This is a genomic window from Microcoleus sp. T3_B1 (assembly GCF_036700445.1).
Lineage (GTDB): Bacteria > Cyanobacteriota > Cyanobacteriia > Cyanobacteriales > Microcoleaceae > Microcoleus.
The window spans coordinates 10,533-33,057 of sequence record NZ_JAUBOX010000038.1 but is presented as its reverse complement, the minus strand read 5'-3'; the positions used below and the strand labels follow the sequence as shown (position 1 = coordinate 33,057).

9 protein-coding genes are annotated in these 22,525 nt (G+C 45.4%); 2 read left to right on the top strand and 7 right to left on the bottom strand.

Annotated features, from left to right (window positions below; genetic code table 11):
• Positions 1–9 precede the first annotated feature (9 nt).
• Positions 10–3,036: a PAS domain S-box protein gene (locus QT990_RS20235; protein ID WP_333143407.1), complete on the top strand. Its 3,027-nt coding sequence runs from the start codon at positions 10–12 to the stop codon at positions 3,034–3,036.
• Positions 3,037–3,409: 373 nt separating this feature from the next.
• Here QT990_RS20235 and QT990_RS20230 read toward each other — a convergent pair whose 3' ends face one another.
• The 6 genes from QT990_RS20230 to cobA all read right to left on the bottom strand — a co-directional run bounded on the left by QT990_RS20230 (position 3,410) and on the right by cobA (position 8,950).
• Positions 3,410–3,988 (bottom strand): Uma2 family endonuclease, encoded by a 579-nt coding sequence (locus QT990_RS20230; RefSeq protein WP_333106196.1) that lies wholly within the window; start codon positions 3,986–3,988, stop codon positions 3,410–3,412.
• Positions 3,989–4,075: 87 nt separating this feature from the next.
• Positions 4,076–5,248 carry a tetratricopeptide repeat-containing serine protease family protein gene (locus tag QT990_RS20225; RefSeq protein ID WP_333143406.1) on the bottom strand — a complete coding sequence of 391 codons (1,173 nt, stop codon included), beginning with the start codon at positions 5,246–5,248 and terminating at the stop codon, positions 4,076–4,078.
• Positions 5,249–5,341: 93 nt separating this feature from the next.
• Positions 5,342–6,532 carry a tetratricopeptide repeat-containing serine protease family protein gene (locus QT990_RS20220; protein WP_333143405.1) on the bottom strand — a complete coding sequence of 397 codons (1,191 nt, stop codon included), beginning with the start codon at positions 6,530–6,532 and terminating at the stop codon, positions 5,342–5,344.
• Between the two features lie 234 nt (positions 6,533–6,766).
• A complete protein-coding gene (locus tag QT990_RS20215; protein ID WP_333143404.1) occupies positions 6,767–7,123 on the bottom strand; it encodes a type II toxin-antitoxin system death-on-curing family toxin in 357 nt (118 codons plus the stop codon).
• Between the two features lie 16 nt (positions 7,124–7,139).
• Positions 7,140–7,331, bottom strand: a complete 192-nt coding sequence (locus QT990_RS20210; RefSeq protein WP_333143403.1) for a DUF2281 domain-containing protein — start codon at positions 7,329–7,331, stop codon at positions 7,140–7,142.
• 32 nt (positions 7,332–7,363) lie between these two features.
• Positions 7,364–8,950, bottom strand: coding sequence for a uroporphyrinogen-III C-methyltransferase (gene cobA, locus QT990_RS20205; protein WP_333143402.1), 1,587 nt, complete (start codon positions 8,948–8,950; stop codon positions 7,364–7,366).
• Between the two features lie 53 nt (positions 8,951–9,003).
• Here cobA and QT990_RS20200 point away from each other — a divergent pair, with 53 nt between their 5' ends.
• Positions 9,004–12,300 carry a glycosyltransferase gene (locus tag QT990_RS20200; protein ID WP_333143401.1) on the top strand — a complete coding sequence of 1,099 codons (3,297 nt, stop codon included), beginning with the start codon at positions 9,004–9,006 and terminating at the stop codon, positions 12,298–12,300.
• 73 nt (positions 12,301–12,373) lie between these two features.
• Here the strand turns inward: QT990_RS20200 and QT990_RS20195 are convergent, their stop codons facing one another.
• Complete coding sequence (locus QT990_RS20195; protein WP_333465677.1) at positions 12,374–22,423, bottom strand: tetratricopeptide repeat protein; 10,050 nt, start codon at positions 22,421–22,423, stop codon at positions 12,374–12,376.
• Between the last annotated feature and the right edge of the window lie 102 nt (positions 22,424–22,525).

Genomic DNA, 22,525 nt, shown 5'->3' with positions numbered 1-22,525 from the left:
AGGTTAGGTATGATTACACAATTTTTTGAAAGTGGAGGATTCATTCCTCATGGTCACTGCTATCTCTGGCAAACAAACTTAGTAGGATTACATATTTTATCCGATGGTTTAATTGCTTTAGCTTACTACTCCATCCCAATCATGCTAATCTACTTTGTTCGACAGCGCCCCGATACTCCTTTTCCGAAAGTATTATTTCTGTTTAGCGCCTTCATAATTGCCTGTGGTACAACTCATATCATGGAAATTTGGACGCTTTGGTTTCCTACTTATTGGGTTTATGGAGGACTTAAAGCTATTACTGCTCTGATTTCTGTATATACTGCATCTGAGCTAGTATTTTTAATTCCATCAGCCTTAGCTTTACCTAGTCCAGCTCAACTTATTGTGGCGATTCAAGCCTTAGAGAAGGAGATCGATGAGCGCAAGTGGGCTGAAAACGAACGCAAACAAATTGAGGTGGCTTTACGAAACAGTGAAGAGCAGTTTCGCAATGCCTTTGAAAATGCGTCCATTGGAAAGGCGATCGTTGCACTTGATGGGTACTGGGTTAAAGTAAATCCTGCCTTATGTCAGATTCTGGGCTACTCCTCAGAAGAGTTGTTAGCGTTAACTTTCCAAGACATTACCCATCCTGACGATTTAGACCTGGATCTTAGCTATGTACATCAGCTATTAGCAGGGATCATTTCAACTTACCAAATGGAAAAACGCTATTTCCATAAACAAGGACATATAATTTGGATTCTTCTTAATGGCTCGCTAGTACAAGATGAACAGGGAAATCCACTGCATTTTATTGCTCAGATCCAAGAAATTACCGCTAAAAAAGAAGCTCAAAAGGCGCTTGAGCTTCAGAGTCTTATTATCCATAACATGGCAGGTGGAGTGTGTTTAGTTAAAGCCTCAGACCTCACGATCGTCTACACCAATCCTAAATTTGACGCTATGTTTGGCTATGCAGAGGGTGAACTCGCCGGTCAACCCGTTGGTGTAATAAATTACGTCGATACAGAGGTTACACCCGACGAAACCGTTGAAGATGTTGTTGTTAAACTCGCTCGGGACGGAGAAGCACAATATGAAGTCCACAATAAGAAAAAAGATGGAACTCTCTTTTGGTGCAGGGTTCATACGTCTAGGTTTGAGCATCCTGAATATGGAACTGTATATGTTGCCGTTCAGGAGGATGTGACAGAGCTAAAACAAGCTGAGCAAGCCTTGCAATCTACCACAAATCGCCTCAACTTTCTCCTGAACTACAGCCCCGTCGTTATTTTTGGCTGTCAACCTTATGGCAATTATGCAGCAACGTTCATGAGCGAAAATATCAAAGATGTATTGGGCTATGAAAGGATTGATTTTTTAGAAGATTCTGACTTTTGGGTGCATAACTTACACCCAGATGATTTAGAACGAGTGGTTAATGGCTTAGACAATCTATTCGTCAATGATTTTTATTTCCATGAATACCGTCTTCGTCGCTCAGATGGGGTTTATCGCTGGATACTCTGTCAACTCAGACTAATTCGAGATCCTGCAGGTAGACCAGTGGAAATGTTGGGATATTTAATTGACATTAACGATCGCAAACAAGCCGAGTTGGAACTTCAGCAAGCTAAGGAAGGAGCAGAAACAGCAAACCGAGCCAAAAGTATGTTCCTGTCCAATATGAGCCACGAACTCCGTACTCCTCTCAATGCTATTTTGGGATTTACGCAATTGATGAGTTACGATCCTGTTCTGACTCCCGAACTCCAAGAAGATCTGGCGATCGTCAATCGTAGCGGCACACATTTATTGGCATTGATTAACGACATTTTAGATTTATCTAAAATAGAGACCGGAAAGATGACACTCTCTCTTTCTGACTTTGACCTAAAATCTTTGCTGATTTCTCTTGAAGAAATGTTGCAAATTAAAGCCAAATCGAAAGGATTGAAACTAATTTTCGATATCGACCCCAATCTTCCCCAATTTGTGCATACCGATGAGCACAAACTGTATCAAGTCTTAGTCAATCTGCTCGGTAATGGGATTAAGTTTACTAATAAAGGAAGCGTCACCTTACGAGTAAGATCGGAACAGAGCGACCAAACGTCCTGTCACCTATATTTTGAAATTGAGGATACTGGAGTGGGAATTGCTCCAACAGAAATTGAGAGTTTATTTAAGGCGTTCGTGCAAGCTGAAGCGGGGAATAAATTGAATCAAGGTACTGGTCTAGGTTTAGCTATCAGCCAAAGATTTGTCCAACTCATGGGTAGTCAGATTCGGGTTCAAAGCACATTGAATCAGGGCAGCATTTTTTACTTTGAACTTGGGGTAAAGTTACCTCAAGCAGTCTGCCTTGCCTCAGAATTGCTTAAACAAAGAGTAATTGGTATAGTTCCAGGACAACCAACTTACCGCATCCTTGTGGTTGAAGATATAGACGAAAATCGCCGCTTATTGGTCAAACTTCTTACCTCAGTCGGTTTTGAGGTGCGCGAAGCAACACAGGGAGTTGAAGCACTATTCCTGTGGGAAAGTTGGTCCCCACACCTGATTTGGATGGATCTACGAATGCCGATCATGGATGGCTACACAGCTACCAAACGCATTAGAGAACACTCTCAGGGACAAGAGACTGTCATTATTGCTTTAACTGCCAGTGCTTTTGAAGAAGATCGAGAGAAAGCTCTTATGGCTGGTTGTGACGACTTTATGAGCAAGCCATTTCAGGAATGCCTCGTCTTTGACAAACTCGCTCAATACTTGGGAGTAGAGTACATCTACACAGTTGTAGGAAAAGATCCCCAAAAACTATCTGTTGATTCTTTATCTCCAGAAGATCTAGCCGTGATGTCCTCTCAGTGGTTAGAAGAAATGTATCAAGCTGCCTACTATGTTGATCCTGAAGCCATGAACGAGCTAATCCAACAAATTCCCGCATCTAAATCAACCCTTTCCAGTTCGCTAATTGATTCTGTCAATAACTTTAACTATGACCAAATTGTGGAGTTAATTCGACCTCTGCTCCCGAATCCAGTTTAGCGATATAGTTTAAGGACAAAGAAGCTATAGCCTTTCTCAGTAACATGAGGTGTACGCTTGATAAGCGGGCATTGGGCATTGGGCATTGGGCATTGGGCATTGGGCATATCTCACTTTATTGAGAACTGTTGTATAGCGATCTAAGAACTGGCTAGGGAGTATCTCAATGAAAGCAGCCAAGCTAGAAATTGGATTTTTGAGGCTCTATTGCTGCGAGGAAAGAGTCAGAAGGAAGGAGCCAGAAGAAGTGTTTTTACAGATATGAGATGCTCCCCTCCCGATCCAAGTCGCTCTGACTTGCATTCCTCACGAAGAAATGGTAACGGTTATTTTATTTATTGAAGATGATATAATAAGTCAAAATTGAATTCTGCTAATTCCAAATTTTTTGCAAATTGAGAACAAATCCCGGTAAAACATTTTCCCCAGAAAGGGTGAGAGGAGATTGTAAAACTTCCACATCTTGACCGGGGCGATAAATTTCAACTTCGCGTTTTTTGCGGTTAATCAGCCAACCCAAACGGCAGCCATTTTCCATATACTCTTGCATTTTTTCCTGAGTCTTTTTTAAGCTGTCCGTTGGGGAGAGAATTTCCACAGCAAAATCGGGACAAAGCGGGATAAATTTTTCTCTTTGTTGAGGTGTCAAAGCTTCCCAGCGAGATTTCTCTACCCAAGACGCATCGGGAGAGCGATCGGCTTTATTGGGCAGAGTAAATCCTGTTGAGGAATCAAAGGCTTCACCGAGTTGGGTTTGTTCGTTCCAAAGTCCAATCTGTAAGTTGAATTTTGAGTTGCTTCTTCCCGTTTCTCCTCCGGTTGGCGGCATGACAATTAATTCTCCGTTGGCGTTGCGTTCGAGTTTCAAGTCTGGGTTTTCTTCGCACAGTTGATAAAACTGTTCTGAAGTTAGTTTAATCAGGGAGTTGAGGTTTAAGGTGATAGCAGTCATTGTTATTTACCTGCTGTTTTTATGAACTTGATTAAGAATTAAAAATGGGATTAGTCATTTTTAATTCTTAATTCTTAACTTCTAATTTTACTGCAATTGCTTGATTCTGTTGAGCGCGTCTTGATAGGCGCTGGTTCTGCCGCCTTGTTTGTAAAGTTCTGCTGCTTTTTGAAAGTCGGCAATTGCCTTCGGTTGGTTTTTTTGATCTAGGTAGGCTAGAGCCCTGTTGTAGTAGGCGTCAGCAAAGCCGGGATTGGCTTCGATCGCCCGCGTGTAAGCCAGAATCGGGTTAGTGCGTGTATCGGGAGTGCTGGCGATGGTGATGGCATTACCAATATTGAAATGCAATTCCGGTGTGTTGTTAGGTTTGAAAGAGAGTGCTTTGTTGAAAGCCTCGATCGCCTCGAAAGTAGATCCCTCATCTAAGTACACCAGTCCTCGAAAATAAAAGGCCTCAGCGTCTTTTGGGTTGAGGGTGGATAGGGGAACTGCGGTGGGGGGAGAATTGTCTACTTTCAAATCGGATTTGTTCATTCCCGCCGCCGCCAGTTTCGCCATAAAAGTATTGATCGGAACTGCTGCATTAAATCCCGTTTTAATCGGGGCGACTTCGCCGGAGCTCGTTTGGGCGAAACCGAATTCGCCTTGTCCGTGCAAGCCGATGACTCGGCCTTCGGAGTCAAAAACTGGGCCGCCACTCATGCCACTCCAGGTTACGGCCTGATACCGCAAAGTGTAACCTTCCGGGCGGTTGCTGGGGCGGCTGGTAACGAGTCCGGGAGAGAGTTCTGGTTCTCGTTGGGCGCCAAAAAGTCCGCCCGTAGCGGGGTAGCCGTAAACGAAGATTTGAGTGCCGATGACGGCTGTGTCGGAATCTGCGATCGTCGCCACTGGATATTCTTCGGGGCTTTCAAATTTGACTACGGCTAAATCCGCCTCTGTTTCGGCTGTTTGCAGCCCGGTGACAGAGGTTGCTTGATAGTTTTTGCCTGTGGAGGTGCGGACTGTGTATTTGAGATCGGGTTTTTCGACGACGTGGTTGACTGTTAAAACTGTGTAAGTTTTGCCGTTTTTGGCAATAATTACGCCAGAACCGTCTCCTAGGGAACTGTTAATTTGTACTGTCAGCGGCCCGGCAATGTTGGCGACTTGTTGGGGAGTTTTGGCGATCGCACTTTGGCTGATGATTATGGTTAGGGCAGCCGTAGTTCCTGCTAGCAAGGTGGTTAAGGTGTCGAAACGGGAAAAATTTACGTTCATGGTAGTTGCTGATTATATTAATTAGCCTAGTTGGAAATTCAAACATCAAAATGAATAGCTTCATTTTGATGTTTGAACTCTTAAAGGCTAAGTTTATTGCAACTGTTTGATTCTGTTAATTGCGTCTTGATAGGCGCTGGTTCTTCCGCCTTGCTTGTAAAGTTCTGCTGCTTTTTGAAAGTCGGCAATTGCTTTCGGTTGGTCTTGGTTGTCCAGGTAAGCTAAAGCTCGGTTGTAGTAAGCGTCGGCAAAACCGGGATTGGCTTCGATCGCCCGCGTGTATGCTTGAATAGCAGTGGAACCGCGTGTGGGACCGAGTTGGGGCACGCTGGCGGTCATGAAAGTGCGGGCATTACCGATATTAAAATACAATTCAGGGGTATATTTGGGCTTGAAAGCGAGTGCTCTGTTGAAATCGGCGATCGCCTCCCAAGCATCTCCTTGATCTAACAGCGAAAGTCCTCGAAAATAATAGGCTTGGGCATCTTGCGGATTGGCGGTGGATACCGGGCCACTGGTTGGGGGAGTATTGTCTACTTTCAACTCGGATTTGTTGATTCCCGCCGCCACTAGCTTGGCGATAAATGTATTGATGGGAACTGCTGCATTAAATCCGGTTTTAATCGGGGCGACTTCGCCGGAACTCGTTTGGGCGAAACCAAATTCGCCTTGTCCGTGTAAACCGATAACTCGGCCTTCGGAGTCAAAAACTGGGCCGCCACTCATGCCGCTCCAGGTTACGGCCTGATACCGCAAAGTGTAACCTTCCGGGCGGTTGCTGGGGCGGCTGGTAACGAGTCCCGGAGAGAGTTCTGGTTCTCGTTCGGCGCCAAAAAGTCCGCCCGTAGCGGGATAGCCGTAAACGAAGATTTGACTGCCGATGACGGCTTGATCGGAATCTGCGATCGTCGCGACTGGATATTCTTCGGGGCTTTCAAATTTGACTACGGCTAAATCCGGGTCAGTTTCGGCGGTTTGCAAACGGGTGACGGAGGTTGCTTGATAGTTTTTGCCTTGAGACGTGCGAACGGTGTATTTCACATCTGCTTTTTCTACGACGTGGTTGACTGTTAAAACTGTGTAAGTTTTGCCGTTTTTGGCAATAATTACGCCAGAACCGTCTCCGAGGGAACTGTTAATTTGTACTGTCAGCGGCCCGGCAATGCTGGCGACTTCTTGGGGGGTTTTGGCGATCGCGGGCTGACTGATGACTATGGTTAAGGCTGCGGTAGTTCCTGCTAGCAGGGTGGTTAAGGTGTCGTAACGAGAAAAATTTATATTCATGGCTATTGCTAATTAGTAGCTGGGTAGCGGGATTTGGTGGAGGAAGGGCGATCGGCGGTTTGTGCTTTTTTTCTGTGTAGTTTTATTACTGATTTGACGCAAAGGATCTCGGCTTTGTTCTTTAGTGATAATTTTACTCGCTTTTTTGTTCCTCGATTCCCTTTTTCACTCTAGGGTGCTTATGGGCGCACCTTACTTAATCTCGATGAAGGCTGCCCAACTTACTTATTAAAACTAAACAATACATGACTCTAACTCGGTGCTTAATTCTTCCTTAGTCATCGTTCCCCGCGCGACTCGCATGACTAAATCATATACTCCATCGTCCGTCAAATTCAGAGTGCAACCATTTAAACGCAAAAAGGTATCTGTCACTGCAAAAGCCGTTCGTTTATTGCCGTCAATAAAGGGATGATTCATCGCTATGTGATAGAGATAGGCGGCCGCTTGTTCGCTAATTGTTGGATGCAAAAAATACCCGCCAAAAGTTGCTGGCGGTTGAGCCAAAGCCGACTCTAACAAACCTTCGTCTCTGACGCCTGGAGTGCCGCCAAATCTCTCTATCTGTCTGGCGTGGATACTTAAAACCATACTTTTGCTGACAAAATTAGGAGTTGGCAAGGCGACGGTAAACCTCCTTTCTTTCGCGTTCTGAATCTAGATATGCCTGCCATGCTTTGGCTTCTAGTTTTTGTTGTTCTTCTTCACTCTTTAAGGAACGGACAAATTCAAGCACTTTCAGCAGCAAGGGTTCTGATACTTGGTCGAGTTCTTGAAGAAGTTGGTCTTTTGCGGTCATGTTTCTTTCCTCCTAATGATCGTACAACTATTTTACAACCTCGCTTGTGTCCATTCAACGATCGCCTCAGTCAATCCATCTAAGGTATATTCTTTGGCTTCAACGTCTAACTTACCCAATAAATTTTGGCAGCTTTTGGAAGTTTCCGGCCCGATGGATGCGATACAAACGCTTTCTAACCAATCGTTAGACAGGGACAATCCTGGGCTTTTTTCTAGGAGGTGACAAAAGTTATGCACAGTTTTGGAACTGGCAAATGTTATGATATTTACGGCTTGATTTTGGAGTGCGGATAGGGCGATCGGATCGATTGTTTCTGGACAGCAAGATTGGTAAGCTGGCACTTCTATTACTTGCGCTCCTTTGGCGGTGAATTCTTTAACTAAAACTTCTCTGCCGCCGCTTTCTACTCTGGGAAATAGGATTTTGCAGTTTGTAGGGGCGGTGCCCCCGTGCCCGCCCTGCCAGGGGAAGTTCTCGACGAGGGAATCGGCGACAAAGTTGGGGGGAATAAAGTCTGGTTGTAGAGAGTGCGATCGCAAACTTTCTGCTGTTTTTTTGCCGACAACTGCGATTTTAATGCCAAACAAGCTGCGGGCGTCTTTGCCTTTTGCTTGTAATCGTTGAAAAAAGCAGTCTACAGCGTTGTGGGAAGTGAGAATTAACCAGTGAAAGCTTGACAATTGTGCGATCGCACTGTCTAATGGTTCCCAAGTGGACGGTGGCCCAATTACCAAGGCGGGCATTTCGATAACGCGGGCTCCTTGTTGCTGGAGTCGATCGCTAAATTCAGCCGACTGAGAAACCGATCGCGTGACTAAAATGGTTTTTCCTGCTAATGGCAATTTGCTGTTATTAATGGTGACTGGTGTATCGATCATATTTGTGCTTTCTGGCTGGATTAAATATTCGCGCAATCTAACTACTTCCCCAATTACGATCACGCAAGGCGATAGAGATTGACCGGCTGTTTGGTGTACAATGTTGGAGAGAGTGCCGAGCCAAATTTGCTGTTCGGGGCGGCCGCAATCTCGGATAATGGCGATCGGAGTGTCGGTAGATCGTCCGTGCTTTTGCAATTGCCAAATTATCTCGCTTAAATTGCGCCCTCCCATCAATATTACCAAAGTTTCTATCTGCACTAATGCTTCCCATTCCAAAGCATCCGGTTCATGGGCGCTCATCACTGCAAAACAGCGACTCATCACCGGATCTGTGAGGGGAATTCCTGCTAGTAAAGGTGCGGCTAATGCGGAGGATATTCCGGGTATTACTTCAAACTCGCAGCCCGCTGTTTTTAATGCTTGAATTTCGGAACTAGAACGACCAAAAATAAACGGATCGCCACTTTTTAAGCGGATCACTTGTTTTCCTAGTTGGCAATTTTTTACCAGCAAACGGTTAATTTCTTGCTGCTGGGTGGAAGGTTTGCCGCCGCGTTTCCCGACTTCGATTTTTCGACAAGTTGCTGGGATTAATTCGAGTTGCGGGATGTCGATGAGAGCATCGTAAATTAAAACTTCTGCTTGGGATAGCAGTTTGTGCGATCGCACCGTCATCAAGTTACAATCTCCGGGCCCCGCACCGACTAGATAAACTTTCCCTTTGTGGTTTTTCACAATTCCTCCTCCATAGTATAATTTAAGGAAGAAGGAAGAAGGAAGAAGGAACAATGAGCAATTATGAAATAACAAATAACCAATGCCCAATGCCCAATGCCCAATGCCCAATCCCCAACGCCCATTCCTTAACCAGAAATCCTATATTTATGCAGATTATCATCATCACGGCCGCCGATGCAAATTACTTTGAATTGGTGCAAGGTACTATTTTATCGGTGCGGGAAAAACCAGAGGGTGAAAATGTGGCGATCGGCTTTTTCGATCTCGGCTGCACTCCCGAACAGTTGCAGTGGCTGGAAACACAAGTTAATATCATTAAAAAGCCCGATTGGGACTTTGACTTTCCTGGCAGAAATGAATCTCCCGAACATTTAAAAGGACTATTAGTTAGACCTTGTTTGCGAAAATACTTTCCCAATTTTGATATATACCTTTGGATAGATGCAGATGCTTGGGTGCAAGATTGGTCAAGTGTCGAACTGTTAGTTAAAGGCGCGGCAAAACGCGGGCTGGCAATAGTTCACGAATTAGATCGAAATTATAATTTACCTTACGGCAAACAGGCTTGGTACTGGCAATTTGTTTACCGCGATTATCAAGCAGTTTGTGGAGATGAAGTAGCCCAGCAGTTATACAGCTACCCTACCATCAATGCCGGGGTGTTTGCCCTGCACACAACCGCGCCGCACTGGGAAATTTGGGCAGAATACTTGGAACAGGGATTGCAAAATTCCGTTTTAATGACCGATCAAGTAGCATTAAATCGGTTAGTTTACGCTACTGAAATGTTCGACAAAACAGAGATACTTCCAGCTCGCTGCAACTGGAGCTGCAACTTTGGTTTGCCGATTTGGGACAAGCAAAAAGCCTGTTTTGTGGAGCCGTACTTGCCGCAGGAAAAAATTGGTATCCTGCACCTGACTGGATACAAACACGATCGAGTTAAACTAACCGCAACAGACGGAGATACAGTAGAAATTAGCCTCCGCTACCAACCCATTAAAGCGAAAAAAATGACAGCACAAGGACACTCGCAAATCGCCAATAATACTTTATTGCCTACTGGAGATTACGTCTCGCCCGGATTGAAAGTTATTCTCCCAGATGCGTACTTTCCAAACATGATTGTTGGGGATACTCAGACTTCTTCGTGGCCTTATTTGCGCCGGGAAATCAAGCACAATTGGTATGTCGATCGCCGTGCTAATTCAGTCGGATTTCTCAGCCGCGACGAAGCACACATTCTTTACAATACAGCCCTGCAATTCAAAGGTAAAAAAGCCTTAGAAATCGGCTGCTGGCTGGGTTGGTCTGCTTGTCATTTAGCACTCGCCGGAGTTGAATTAGATGTTGTCGATCCGCTGTTAGAAAGAGAAGACATCAGACAAAGCGTCATCGCTTCAATTCAAGGTGCTCTCAATGCGTCGGGAGTTCAAACGACCGTCGAGCTAATACCGGGCTACAGCCCCCAAAGAGTAGAAGAATTTTCCGATCAATTCAACCGCAAATGGTCGTTAATTTTTATTGACGGAGAGCACGGAGGTGATGGGCCGTTAAATGATGCCATTGCGTGTGAAAAATTGGCTGAGGAAGATGCAATAATTTTATTTCACGACTTAACCGCTCCAGATGTTGGTAAAGGTTTAGATTACTTGAAGCAAAGGGGATGGCAAACAGTAGTATATCAAACAATGCAAATTATGGGGGCTGCTTGGCGGGGCAATGTCGAGCCAGTAAAACATCAACCCGACCCTAATATTTCCTGGCCGTTGCCAGCACATTTGCACGGCTACAATATTAGCAGTTTAGAGGCCATTCATTCTCAAACAAGCCGCCAAACCAATCACAACCAACAGTCATCTTATACAAGAAATTTTTACCAATTAATCGGAGAAGGAACTCGCACTTCTGCTAGAGAAATTATTCCCCTGCTGTTAGACTTGCTGCAACCCACTTTACCTAAAAGTGTGGTGGATGTGGGCTGCGGTACGGGAAGCTGGTTAGCGGCATTTCAGAAGTTGGGAATTGCTGATTGTTTGGGAATAGATGGCGATTATGTCGATCGCACTCTTTTAGAAATTCCTTTAAATCAGTTCCAATCCGCCGATTTAAAGCAACCGCTGCAAATAAACAGAAAGTTTGACTTAGCAATTTCCCTAGAAGTTGCGGAACATTTGCCGGCTACCTGTGCCGAAAACTTTGTTAATTCTCTCACTCAACTAGCGCCGGTGATTCTGTTTTCGGCTGCGATACCATTTCAAGGCGGTGTCGAACACGTTAACGAACAGTGGCCACAATATTGGGCTTATTACTTTCAGCAAAATGGTTTTGCAGTCATTGATTGCTTGAGAAAAAAAATCTGGAACAATGAAAAAGTAGAGCCTTGGTACGCTCAGAATATCTTAATTTTTGTCAAACAAGAATACTTATCGAAATATCCCAGGTTAGTAAATAAGTATCAAAATACCGATTTAAATCTATTAGCGATTGTTCATCCAAAGATTTATTTTTACGGCTTACAAGCGGCTCGAAATTCTAGCGAAAATTCACAGTCAAACCCTCCTGAAAGCGTCCAGCAAATTGCGGCTTCGCCACAGCTTGAAAGTCAACCTTTGATATCTGTGATTATTCCCTGTTACAATCAAGCTCATTTTTTGTCGCAAGCAGTAACTAGCGTTATCAATCAAACTTACAAAAATTGGGAAATAATCATTGTCAATGATGGCAGCTTAGATACTACTAGCACAGCAGCCAAAAATTTGATAGCAGCAAATCCCCAGCATCAAATTAGGCTAATAGAACAACCTAATCAAGGGATATCAATGGCTAGAAATACTGCCATATCGGCAGCAAACGGCGAATACATAATTCCCTTAGATGCCGATGATATTTTAGCTCCAAATGCCTTGATTTGTCTTTTAGAAATATGTCTAAAATCAAAAGTACCTTGCATAGCATTTGGTTCTTATCAACTTTTTGGCACTGAAAATCGCACCGTACCCAGTTATGATTTATATTCACCAAAAAAGATCAAACAATCTAATATGATTTGCACGTCTTCATTGTATCACAAATCAGTTTGGAATTTGGTCAACGGTTACAAAGCAGAGATGAAAGAAGGTTATGAGGATTGGGAATTTTGGGTTAATTGTCACAAACATAGCATTCCTTTTTTAGGAACGAGAGAAATAGTTCTTAATTATCGTCGCGTTCATGGTACTAGGAATGAAACTGCTCAAAGTTACCATCATAAATTGGTAGCACAAATTGTTTCTTACAATCCAGAACTATACGATATTGAAAGTGTAAACAGTGCTAACAAACTATTGAAATCAATCGGAAATTAATCTTCTTTCTAAGGACTAAAGTCTTTACTACGAACAATTTTCCGAAAATTTGTAGTCAGGAGTTTAGTGTGATCTACATATCGGCAATCACATCCAAAAAACGCTTAACCTGTTTTTCCCAAGTCCAATCCAGCATAAAATTAGCCGCAGCTAAACCGCGACGTTTTGATTCTTCGCGATTAGTATAAACTTGTTCCAAAGCCTCGACAACTTCTGCAACCTCAGACTCTCCCCAACCTTCTACACCGGAAAAAGGAGCAGTCGGTTTAACTCGTCCTTGACTCCATAAAGGATAGCAAATGTGGCTGTAAATTAAGTCTAAATGACCAGTATTTGCTGATAGAATAGTCGGAATTCCGCAGGCCATACTTTCCATCGCGACTAAATTAGTACCGCCTTCACAGCGGTTGGTGAAAACAGCGCAGTCGGCTTCTCGCAAAATTTGTCCGGTGAGGTAATTGGGAATTAAGCCGATGTCGATAAAAGAGTCAATCGGCAAACCGTTAGCCACTAACCATTGGGAAATTTCTAAACTTCCGTCGCGGTTGATATTGGGAAGTCCGGCTACGTTTCCGGTTTGTTCGATTCCTAGCATATACTGAGGCCAGAAGTTGTGCCATGTTGTTAGTAACAAAGCCTCTGGATGTTTGGCGCGAAATCGTTTGAAAGCGGCAATTACAATATCTTGACCTTTGCGATATTCCAGTTTGCCGCCGGAGAAAATGACGAAGCGATCGCCAAATAGATTAGATTTGGGTGCAGGATGGAAAATTGTTGGGTCAATTCCTTGATGTACCATCGCCACATTAGTCAAGCCGCAGCTTCTCAAAACATCCGCATTCCAGTTAGAACCTGCGACAATCACGCTATATTTTTTGGCCGTTTCTAGTGCTTCTGCTGTGATTCGTGTGTCTTCAAAAAATATGACTCCTATTTGACAAGCGCTGGTAATTTGATTGTCAACTCCAGAGGATGCTAAATTATTCCCCAAAGCGTAAAGTACGGGAAAATTACAACTGATTTGTTTGTCGGAATTTGCTGCTACTAATTCCTGAAAACTTTTGTGCTTTTCAATTACAGGTAACAACAGCGATTTATGCAGCGGATTCATCGATTCTGAGGTGATTGATGGCGGTGCTAAAAGTGCAACTTCCCAGGCAGGATTTTGCCGCAGTTGTAGTGTTAAATTCATGGCGTAAATTCCCCAGCCGCTGGTGATGCTGAGGGGCCAACTAATGCCGATTCCGGTAATTTGTGGGGGAGTTTCTGGGGGTTGAATTTGAGGCGGAGTTTCTGGGGGTTGAAGCCGAGGCGGAGCCTCTGAATATGCGTTACCAGGCAGAGCCTGGTAACGAGTAGATTGTAGGGGCGGTGCCCCCGTGCCCGCCCTCTCTAGCAAGGCTGCTTTTATACGATCGCAAACTCCCTCCCAATCACCAGCTTTTTGCTGCCTAAACAGACGCACAGTGGGATACCAAGGGCTATCTTCGCGTTCCAACATCCAGCGCCAATCGGGAACAAAAGACAGCAAAATCCAGACAGGTTTGCCCAAAGCACCGGCCAAGTGCCCGACAGAAGTATCTACGCAAATTACTAAATCGAGTTGCGAAATAATTGCTGCTGTGTCGGCAAAATCGACGCAATATTCGCTCAAATCTTCAATTTGGTGTTGCTTTAATAAAGTGCGTGAAGCGCTGCTATCCTGTTGGGAATCGCCCGCTGACAAATCTTTCTGAAGACTGTAAAAACTCACTCCCGGAACATCTACAAATTTCAAAAAATCGCTCAATTTACACGATCGCTGATGATTGTTGCGGTGCAGCGGGCCGCCCGCCCACACAAGACCTACTTTTAGTTTATTGTTCGGCTCTATGGAAAATTTAAAATCCTGTGGCGGGGCTAAATAAGGAATATTTGCCGGTATATTTTCCAAAGTCGTTCCCAGAATTCTGGGCAAACTTAGCAGGGGGGCTTGCACTTGAAAATCTATCAAATCGCTCGGCCTGACTCCTACTCGATCGACTCCTGCAATTCCTTCAAATAAACGCTTCAGCAAGACATGACAAGCAACAATAACTTTGCCGCCTTTTTGCTTAACTAAAGGCGCGTAACGGATAAACTGTATCGTATCACCAAAACCTTGTTCAGGGTGCAATAAAATTGTTTTTCCCTGCAAATCAGAGCCGTCCCAAAGCGGTTGCTCAAAAGAGCGCTGATCCAATTCTTCAGTTTGCCAGCGCGATTCGTACTCCGCAAAACCACGCTTCAAATCTCCAGTTAAGAGCAAAGCGAAGGCTAGTTTCAAGCGCCAATTTGGCGAGTTGGGACGTAGTTGAATTGCTTTATTGTAGAAGTCGATCGCCTCTGCGACTTGTCCCTGTTCTTCGAGGGCTGCACCCAAGTATAAGTTAGTTTCAGCCTGGTTGGGATTGATTTTTAGCGATTTTTGGTAATGAGCAATAGCCTCGGCTATTTGCCCGTTTTCCTGTTTGATATCACCTAAACAACTGTGGGCTTCTGCGTGGCTGGGTGAGGCAGCAATTACTTGTTCGTAGCGAGCGGCTGCTTGTGCTTTTTTACCTTGTTTTTGTAAAGCATTTGCTATGTGAAATTGTACCTGTGCGGGCGATAAATAAAATCGAGGCGAAGCCTCGGAATCTGCGTTACCAGGCACAGCTTGGAAACGAGTAGATTGTAGGGGCGGTGCCCCCGTGCCCGCCCTCTCTAGCAAGGCTATTTTTATGCGATCGCAAACTCCCACCCAATCGCCCGGTGTTTGCTGCCGAAACAGCCGCGCTGTCGGATACCAAGGGCTGTCTTCGCGTTCCAACATCCACCGCCAATCCGGCATAAAACACAGCAAAATCCATACCGGTTTACCCAAAGCACCGGCTAAGTGCGCGATAGCAGTATCCACGCAAATTACTAAATCTAGTTGCGATATCACCGCCGCAGTATCGGCAAAATCGTTCAAATTGTCGCTCAAATCAATCACGGGAATTTGAGTTAACAAAGTACGATTCCCAGCCGACATTTCTTTCTGAAGACTGTAAAAAATTACACCGGGAACATCTAAGAATTGCAGGAAATAGCTTAAATCGCTCGATCGCTGAAAATCCTTCAAATGTTCCGCACTTCCCGCCCACGCAATCCCAACTTTAAACTTGCCATCGGAATTTAGAGAGAATTGCCAATTCGGCGGCGCAGCTAAATAAGGAACATTGGCCGGTATATTTTCTAAATTTGTTCCGAGAATATACGGCAAACTCATCAGCGGTGCTTGCAGTTGGAAATCCGGCAATTCATCCATCCGAATCACCACTTGTTCAATCCCCGGAATCTGCTTAAATAAACGCTTCAGTTCTTGATAGCAAGAAAGGATTACTTTGCCGCCTTTTTGCTGCACAATTGCCGCGTATCGCACAAATTGAATGGCATCGCCCAAACCTTGTTCGGATCGGAGCAAAATAGTTTGGCCGTTCAAATCTGAACCGTCCCAAACTGGTTGGTCAAAATTCAACCGTGGTAATTTTTTCGCCTGTTCTGTTTGCCACCGCCACTCGTATTCTGCTAAACCGCGCGCCAAGTCCCCAGTCAACAGCAAGACTAAGCTTAAATTGAAGTGAGCCTTAACACAATTTGCATCAATTTCGATAGCTTTAGTGTAACAAAAAATAGCTCGATTTACGTCTCCTAATTGTTCAACAGCACTGCCTAAATTAGTAAGAGCTTCTATATAATTAGGACTCAAAGATATGGCTCGTTCCAGACTAGAAATTGCCTGTTCTATTTTTCCCGCAGCCAAGCATAACGTTCCCAGGTGATAGTGTCCTTTAGGATTGTGCGGTTCTGCTTCAATTGCACGCTCGTAAAGGCGTTCAGCCTCGGCTAGCTGAGATTGTGTTTGCATCGCCGCACCCAAATTTACCAGCGCTGGCGCATAATTGGAATTGACAGAAAGTGCTTGATGAAAACAGGCGATCGCAGTCGGCAACTCGCCCTGCTGCTGGAGTGTCGCGCCAAGATTGTTGAGAGCTTTGACGTAAATCGGATTCAGGGCGATCGCCTTTTGAAAACAAGATACAGCATCGGGTATATTGCCTCGATCTTGCAGCAAAATACCCAAGTTATTGTGCGCTTGAGCGCAGTTCGGATCGATTGCGATCGCGCGCTGATAATAGGCGGCAGCTTCGGCTAAATCGCCTGTTTGGTGCAGCGTCACTGCCAAATTCGTGGCGGCTTCGATCGAATTCGGCTGCCAAACTAAAGCATTTTTAAAACAAGCGATCGCCTCGGAGAATCTACCTTGCGCTTTCAGAACATTTCCGCAATTGAACTGTTCTTGAGCTAAGTCAACATTGGACTGAGCTTCTATTCGTGGTTGAGCTTCCTGATGCTGAGAAATTATTTCTCTCAGCGCCAAAGCAGCCCGCTCTAAAACTCCTTCCCAATCCCCCGCAGTAGACTGGCGAAACAGCCGCGCCGTCGGATACCAAGGACTATCTTCGCGTTGCAACATCCACCGCCAATCCGGCACAAAACACAGCAAAATCCACACGGGTTTGCCCAAAGCACCAGCCAAGTGCGCCACAGAAGTATCTACAGAAATCACTAAATCCAGAGCCGATATTACAGCCGCAGTATAGGCCATATCTTGCAAATTAGAGCTTAAATCTGTTACGGGCATTTGCTCTAACAAAGCGCGATCGTCTGCTGTCATTTCCTTTTGCAAGCTGTAAAATTCTGCTCCCGGAATATCTAACAGTTGGGACAACAAATTTAGCGGTAACGATCGCACTTTATTTTGGGAATGTTGAGCATTTCCCGACCACACAATCCCTATTTTCAAATTAGCAGTTTGGCGAATAGTACATTCCAAACCGGGCGGCGGAGCTAAATAAGGAACTTTGGCGGGTATACTTTCTAAAGTTGTTCCCAGAAGGTGCGGCAAACTCATTAGATGCGCGCGAACTTGAAAATTTCGCGCATCCTCTGGATTAACTATTAACTCATCGATTCCCGCAACTTGTGCAAACAAGCGGTGCAACTGCGGCAAACACCAAACAATTACCCTACCGCCTTTTTGTTTAACTAAATCTGCGTAGCGGATAAACTGAATTGCATCGCCTAAACCCTGTTCCGGGCAAAGCAAAATAGTTTTTCCTTGCAAATCTTTGCCGTCCCAAACCGGCTGTTGAAAACTGTAGTCCGGGTACTCTTTTTGTGGAACCAGCAGTCGCCATTCGTACTCGGAAAAACCGCGCTGAAAATCTCCCGCCAGCAGCAAAGCTAAACCTAAATTTAGGTGAGATTCGGGGCTAGCGACATTGAATTTAACTGCTTGGCTGTAGTAGGTGACAGCATCCGCAAATTGTCCGCGATTGTGCAAAGCACTTGCCAAACTGTAGAGGGGATTGATATAACCGGGTTTGAGTTCGATCGCCCGACGGTAAAAATCGATCGCCTCTGCCATGTTTCCCGCTTCCTCAAAAGCTTTGCCCAGATTGTTCAAAGCTTCTGGAAAGTCGGGTTTCAGGCTCAAAGCTTGCTGATAGCAGGCGATCGCATCTTCAATTTTGCCCTGTTTCTGCAGGACAATTCCCAGATTGCAGCGAGCCTGTGCACTGGCTGGCAATTTCTGAATCGCTTGCTGGCAAAAAGCTAGAGCCTCATCTAACTTATCTTGGTTAGACAGCCAACTCCCCAAAGCGAGATCGATTTCTGCCAAATGCGGTTGCAGCGCCAGAGCTCGATCGTAGTATGCGATCGCATCTGAAATTTTGCCCTGTCGGATCGAGGCGTATGCTAAATGCTGCAAAGCCTCCACATCATTGGGAGCGATCGCGATCGCCCGTTCGTAATTCGCGATCGCCCGTTCGTAATTTGCGCCCGCTTCCGCTTCCTCCCCTTGCTCCTCCAAAGCAATTCCCAAATTCAAATAAGCCACCGCGCAATTAGGATTGACTTGAATCGCTTGCTCATAGCAGCTTATAGCCTCCGCCACATCCCCTTGCTCTTCCCGCAACAGGCCCAAATTAATCAGCGCTTCCGCGCAATTCGGGTTCAAAGACAGCGCCCGCTCATATTCTGCGATCGCCTCTGCAGTCTCCCCTGCTTCCGCGAGCGCGCTGCCCAAATTGCTTGCAGTTTCCGCCAAATTCCCGTCGATTGCTAGGGCTTGTCGGTAGTGCGCGATCGCCTCTGTTAGCCGGCCGCTTTGCTGTTTGACAACGCCTAAATTGCTGTGCGCGGCTGCGTAATTAGGATCGATCGCGATCGCTCGCTCATAACATTTGATGGCACCGCCAAAATCGGCTTGCTGCTGCAAATCCACGCCCAACCGAAACTCTGCATCCGCTGAATCCGACGGCACAAATGCTGCAGCAACCGCGCCTAGAGCTTCCGCCACCCGATCAAAAACGTCCTCCCAGTCGCCCCGCTGATGCTGGCGAAACAGCCTTGCGCTTGGATACCAAGGACTATCTTCGCGCTCCAACAGCCACCGCCAATCCGGCGAAAACGCCAGCAAAATCCACACTGGTTTGCCCAAAGCGCCCGCCAAATGGGCGACAGCGGTATCGACACTAATGACTAAATCCAGTTTGGCGATCGCAGCAGCAGTATCGGCAAAATCGCCAAAATGCGGGCTCAAATCTACGATCGACGTTTGATTCAACAGCGCGCGATCGGCCTCGGAAACCTCTTTCTGCAAGCTGTAAAAACTTACCCCCGAAACGTCCAAAAGCGGCAGAAACTGACTTAAACTGCAAGAACGCTGCTTGTTTTTGCGGTGTTTTGGATTTCCCGCCCAGACAATGCCAACTTTCAAAGTGCGATCGGGCCCAAGCGTAAATTCAGCACCCGCAGGCGGAGATAAATAAGCAGTATTTGCTGGTATTGTTTCCAGCTTTGTACCGATAATATAGGGCAAACTCAACATCGGCGCTTGCACGTCAAATTCCGGCAGTTGCTCCCCTTTAACTATTAGCAAATCAATGCCGTCAACCGTTGCAAATAAACGGTGCAATTGCGGGTAACAGCCCACAATGACCCTACCGCCTTTATTTTTGACGATCGCAGCGTAGCGAATAAACTGAAGCGAATCGCCTAAACCTTGTTCGGCGTGCAGCAAAATAGTCTTTCCCACCAAATCAGAACCGTCCCATAGCGGCCGGTATTCTCTCGCCGAAACAGTATTATCCGGCCCCGTCAAAAAACAGGAATGACCAGTGTGAAATTCTTTAATTTGCCAGCGCCACTCGTATTCAGCGAGACCATTTTCCAAATCTCCCACCAACAGCAAAGCCAAGGATAAATTCAGGTGAGCGCTAGCATGATTCGGACTTAAATGAATCGCTCGTCTGTAGCAGGATATGGCATTTTCTACCGCGCCTTTTTCCAGAAACGTCCTGCCTAAATTGTTGATAGCTTCCACAAAATCCGGCAGCAATTCTAGAGCTTTGTGATAATACTCCAACGCATCTTCTAAATTGCCCTGTTCTTGCAAAACAGTTGCCAGATTGTTGTAAGCTTCCCAGCTATGCGGATTAATTTCCAGCGCTCGCCGGTACAGCTCGATCGCCCTGAAAAGTTCGCCTTTTTCTTGCAGCGCCACCGCTAAATTAATCAGTGCGGGTACGAAATTCGGTTCAGCGACAAGAGCTTGTTCGTAATGTGCGATCGCCTCTTCCGCTTTACCTTGTTCCTCAAAAATCTTTGCCAAGTTGTAAGATGTTTGAGGAATATTGGGATTAAGCGCTAAAGCTTCTCGGTAATGCGACATAGCTGCGTCCAATTCGCCCTTTTCTTGCTTGAGAAAACCAAAATTAATCCGCGCTTGGACGCAACTTGGGTCAAGAGATATAATCTGTTCGTAAATGGCGATCGCCTCTTCCCGATCTCCTGTTTCCATCAAATGCTCTGCTTGCCGCAATAAATCCTCTAAAACAACCAAATTCTCCCCGCCGTTTTCGATCGCAATCGATGTCTCAATCCCCTGCGATTGATTAACTGTGGAGCGTTCCGCTAACCCTTCGCTCGCAATCACAAATGTTTGTTTACTCTCTTGAACTACGCTTGCACCTGTCATTTTGAGAGCTACATAATCGAGATCCGGCGTAGGATTAGCAGTCATTCCGAGTGAAACTAAGTCAAGCTGATCGTGGGCAGAATCCTCGGAATAACTAGCAGTATTGGCAATCGCAAAAGAACTTAAAGCCACCTGCACTTCCTCAAACAATTCTTGCCAACTTTCCGGCTGACTTTGACGGAAAAGCCTCGCAGTTGGATACCAAGGATTGTCTTCACGATCCAGCAGCCAACGCCAGTCAGGAGCAAAAGAAAGCAGCACCCAAACCGGTTTTCCTAAAGCACCGGCTAAGTGCGCCACAGCCGTATCGACAGTAATGACTAAATCCAGTTGAGATATAGCCGAAGCGGTATCAGCAAAGTCGTTCAAATGCGGAGTTAAATCCGGCACTAAGTGTTGATGCAACAAAGTGCGATCGCTCTCGGACAAGTTTTTTTGTAAACTATAAAAAGCAATTCCCGGAACATCCAAAAATCGAATAAAATCGCTCAAGCTGCAAGAACGCTGATTGTCTTTCCGGCGCTGCGGACTCCCCGCCCAAACAATCCCTACCTTCAATTTTGCATCAGAAGAAAGCGCAAACTTGCACTCAGCAGGCGGAGCTAAATAAGGAACATTTGCTGGTATTGTTTCCAGAGTTGTCCCCACAATTCGCGGCAAACTCATCAGAGGTGCGTGAACGTCAAATTCTGGCAAACCCTCCAGACTAACTGATAAATATTCAATACCAGCAACTGTCGCAAACAACCGCATCAGTTCTGGATAGCAAGCCACCATAACTTTAGCGCCTCGGCTCCGAAGAATCGGCGCGTAGCGAATAAACTGAATAGAATCGCCGAAGCCTTGCTCGACGTGCAGTAAAATAGTTTTTCCCTGCAAATCCGAACCATCCCAAACCGGCTGTTTAAATTGCCTCGGTTGTAGTTGCGGAGTGCGCCACCGCCACTCGTATTCAGCAAAACCGCGCTGAAAGTCTCCGAACAATAGCAAAGTTAAGGCGAATTCCAGGTGGGCGGTGGCGTTGTCTGGCTGCAATTCCAAGGCTCGACTGTGACAAGAAAAAGCTTCTTGAAATTCTCCTAAATCGACCAAAGCGTGTCCTAGATTGTTAATAGCCTCCACGAAGTCTGGCTTTAAGTTTAATGCTTGTCTGTAGTAGAATATGGCGGCTTTTACATTACCTTGTTCGTGGTAAAATGCTCCTACATTGTTGTGAGCTTCGGGATTGTTTGGTTCTAGTTTTACAGCTTGCTGGTAGCAGTTGAAAGCTTCGTCTAATTTACTTTGCTGCTGCAAAACTGTTCCCAAGCCCATCAGGGAATATGTCAAATTTGGATTAATTTTTAAAGCGTGCCGATAACAGGCGATTGCCTCGTTTAATTGATTTTTTTGTTTATATAAATGTCCTAAATTGTGGGCTGTTTCCGGCAGGTTGGGGTCGAGTTGCAGCGCGGTTTGGTAATATAAAATTGCCGAGTCTATTTCGCATAATTGCTGTTTTGCCCAGCCCAAATTATTGTAAGCGAGTGCGGAATTGGGCTGGATTTTGATGACTTGTTCGTAACTGGCGATCGCCCTTTGATACTCGCCTACATCCAGTAAAAGATTAGCTTTATTTAAATGTGCTTCTACAAAATTGGGGTTTTGGGCGATCGCCTTTTCGTAAAAGTCGATCGCCTCTGCAATTTTTCCCTGCTGTCTCGCCGCTATTCCCAACAAACACAGCACGTTTGCTGATTCCGGCTGTACTTCTATGATTTGCCGGTACAAATTCTCAGCTTCTAACAAACGTCCCGCTTGGTGATGTTCCCAAGCTATTTTCAAACAGTCTTCTGCACCCAATTTGCCAGCAGATTTTAGAGATTTTTTTTGAGAAGCCATAGTTGTCTTGGTTGTTTGGGAGTTCGCTAACTTGTAATTGCCAACTTCTTCTAATTTGTTAACTCTTCCTTCCTTTTTCCTTCCCCCTTCCTTCTTCCTTCTTCCCCCTTCCCCATTCCTTCTTCCTTCTTCCGACTTCCATCGGACTGACATCCGTTACATCCGTTACATCCGTTACAGAATCCGTTGCCGAACTTCCTTCTTCCTTCTACCTGACATCCGTTACATCCGTTACATCCGTTACACAATCCGTTG

What these genes read in the sequence shown, in the direction of transcription:
- QT990_RS20220 (WP_333143405.1), bottom strand. Translation starts at nt 6,532, where the DNA reads ATGAATATAAATTTTTCTCGTTACGACACCTTAACCACCCTGCTAGCA.
- QT990_RS20210 (WP_333143403.1), bottom strand. Translation starts at nt 7,331, where the DNA reads ATGACCGCAAAAGACCAACTTCTTCAAGAACTCGACCAAGTATCAGAA.
- QT990_RS20200 (WP_333143401.1), top strand. Translation starts at nt 9,004, where the DNA reads ATGAGCAATTATGAAATAACAAATAACCAATGCCCAATGCCCAATGCC.
- QT990_RS20230 (WP_333106196.1), bottom strand. Translation starts at nt 3,988, where the DNA reads ATGACTGCTATCACCTTAAACCTCAACTCCCTGATTAAACTAACTTCA.
- QT990_RS20215 (WP_333143404.1), bottom strand. Translation starts at nt 7,123, where the DNA reads ATGGTTTTAAGTATCCACGCCAGACAGATAGAGAGATTTGGCGGCACT.
- QT990_RS20225 (WP_333143406.1), bottom strand. Translation starts at nt 5,248, where the DNA reads ATGAACGTAAATTTTTCCCGTTTCGACACCTTAACCACCTTGCTAGCA.
- QT990_RS20235 (WP_333143407.1), top strand. Translation starts at nt 10, where the DNA reads ATGATTACACAATTTTTTGAAAGTGGAGGATTCATTCCTCATGGTCAC.
- QT990_RS20195 (WP_333465677.1), bottom strand. Translation starts at nt 22,423, where the DNA reads ATGTCAGTCCGATGGAAGTCGGAAGAAGGAAGAAGGAATGGGGAAGGG.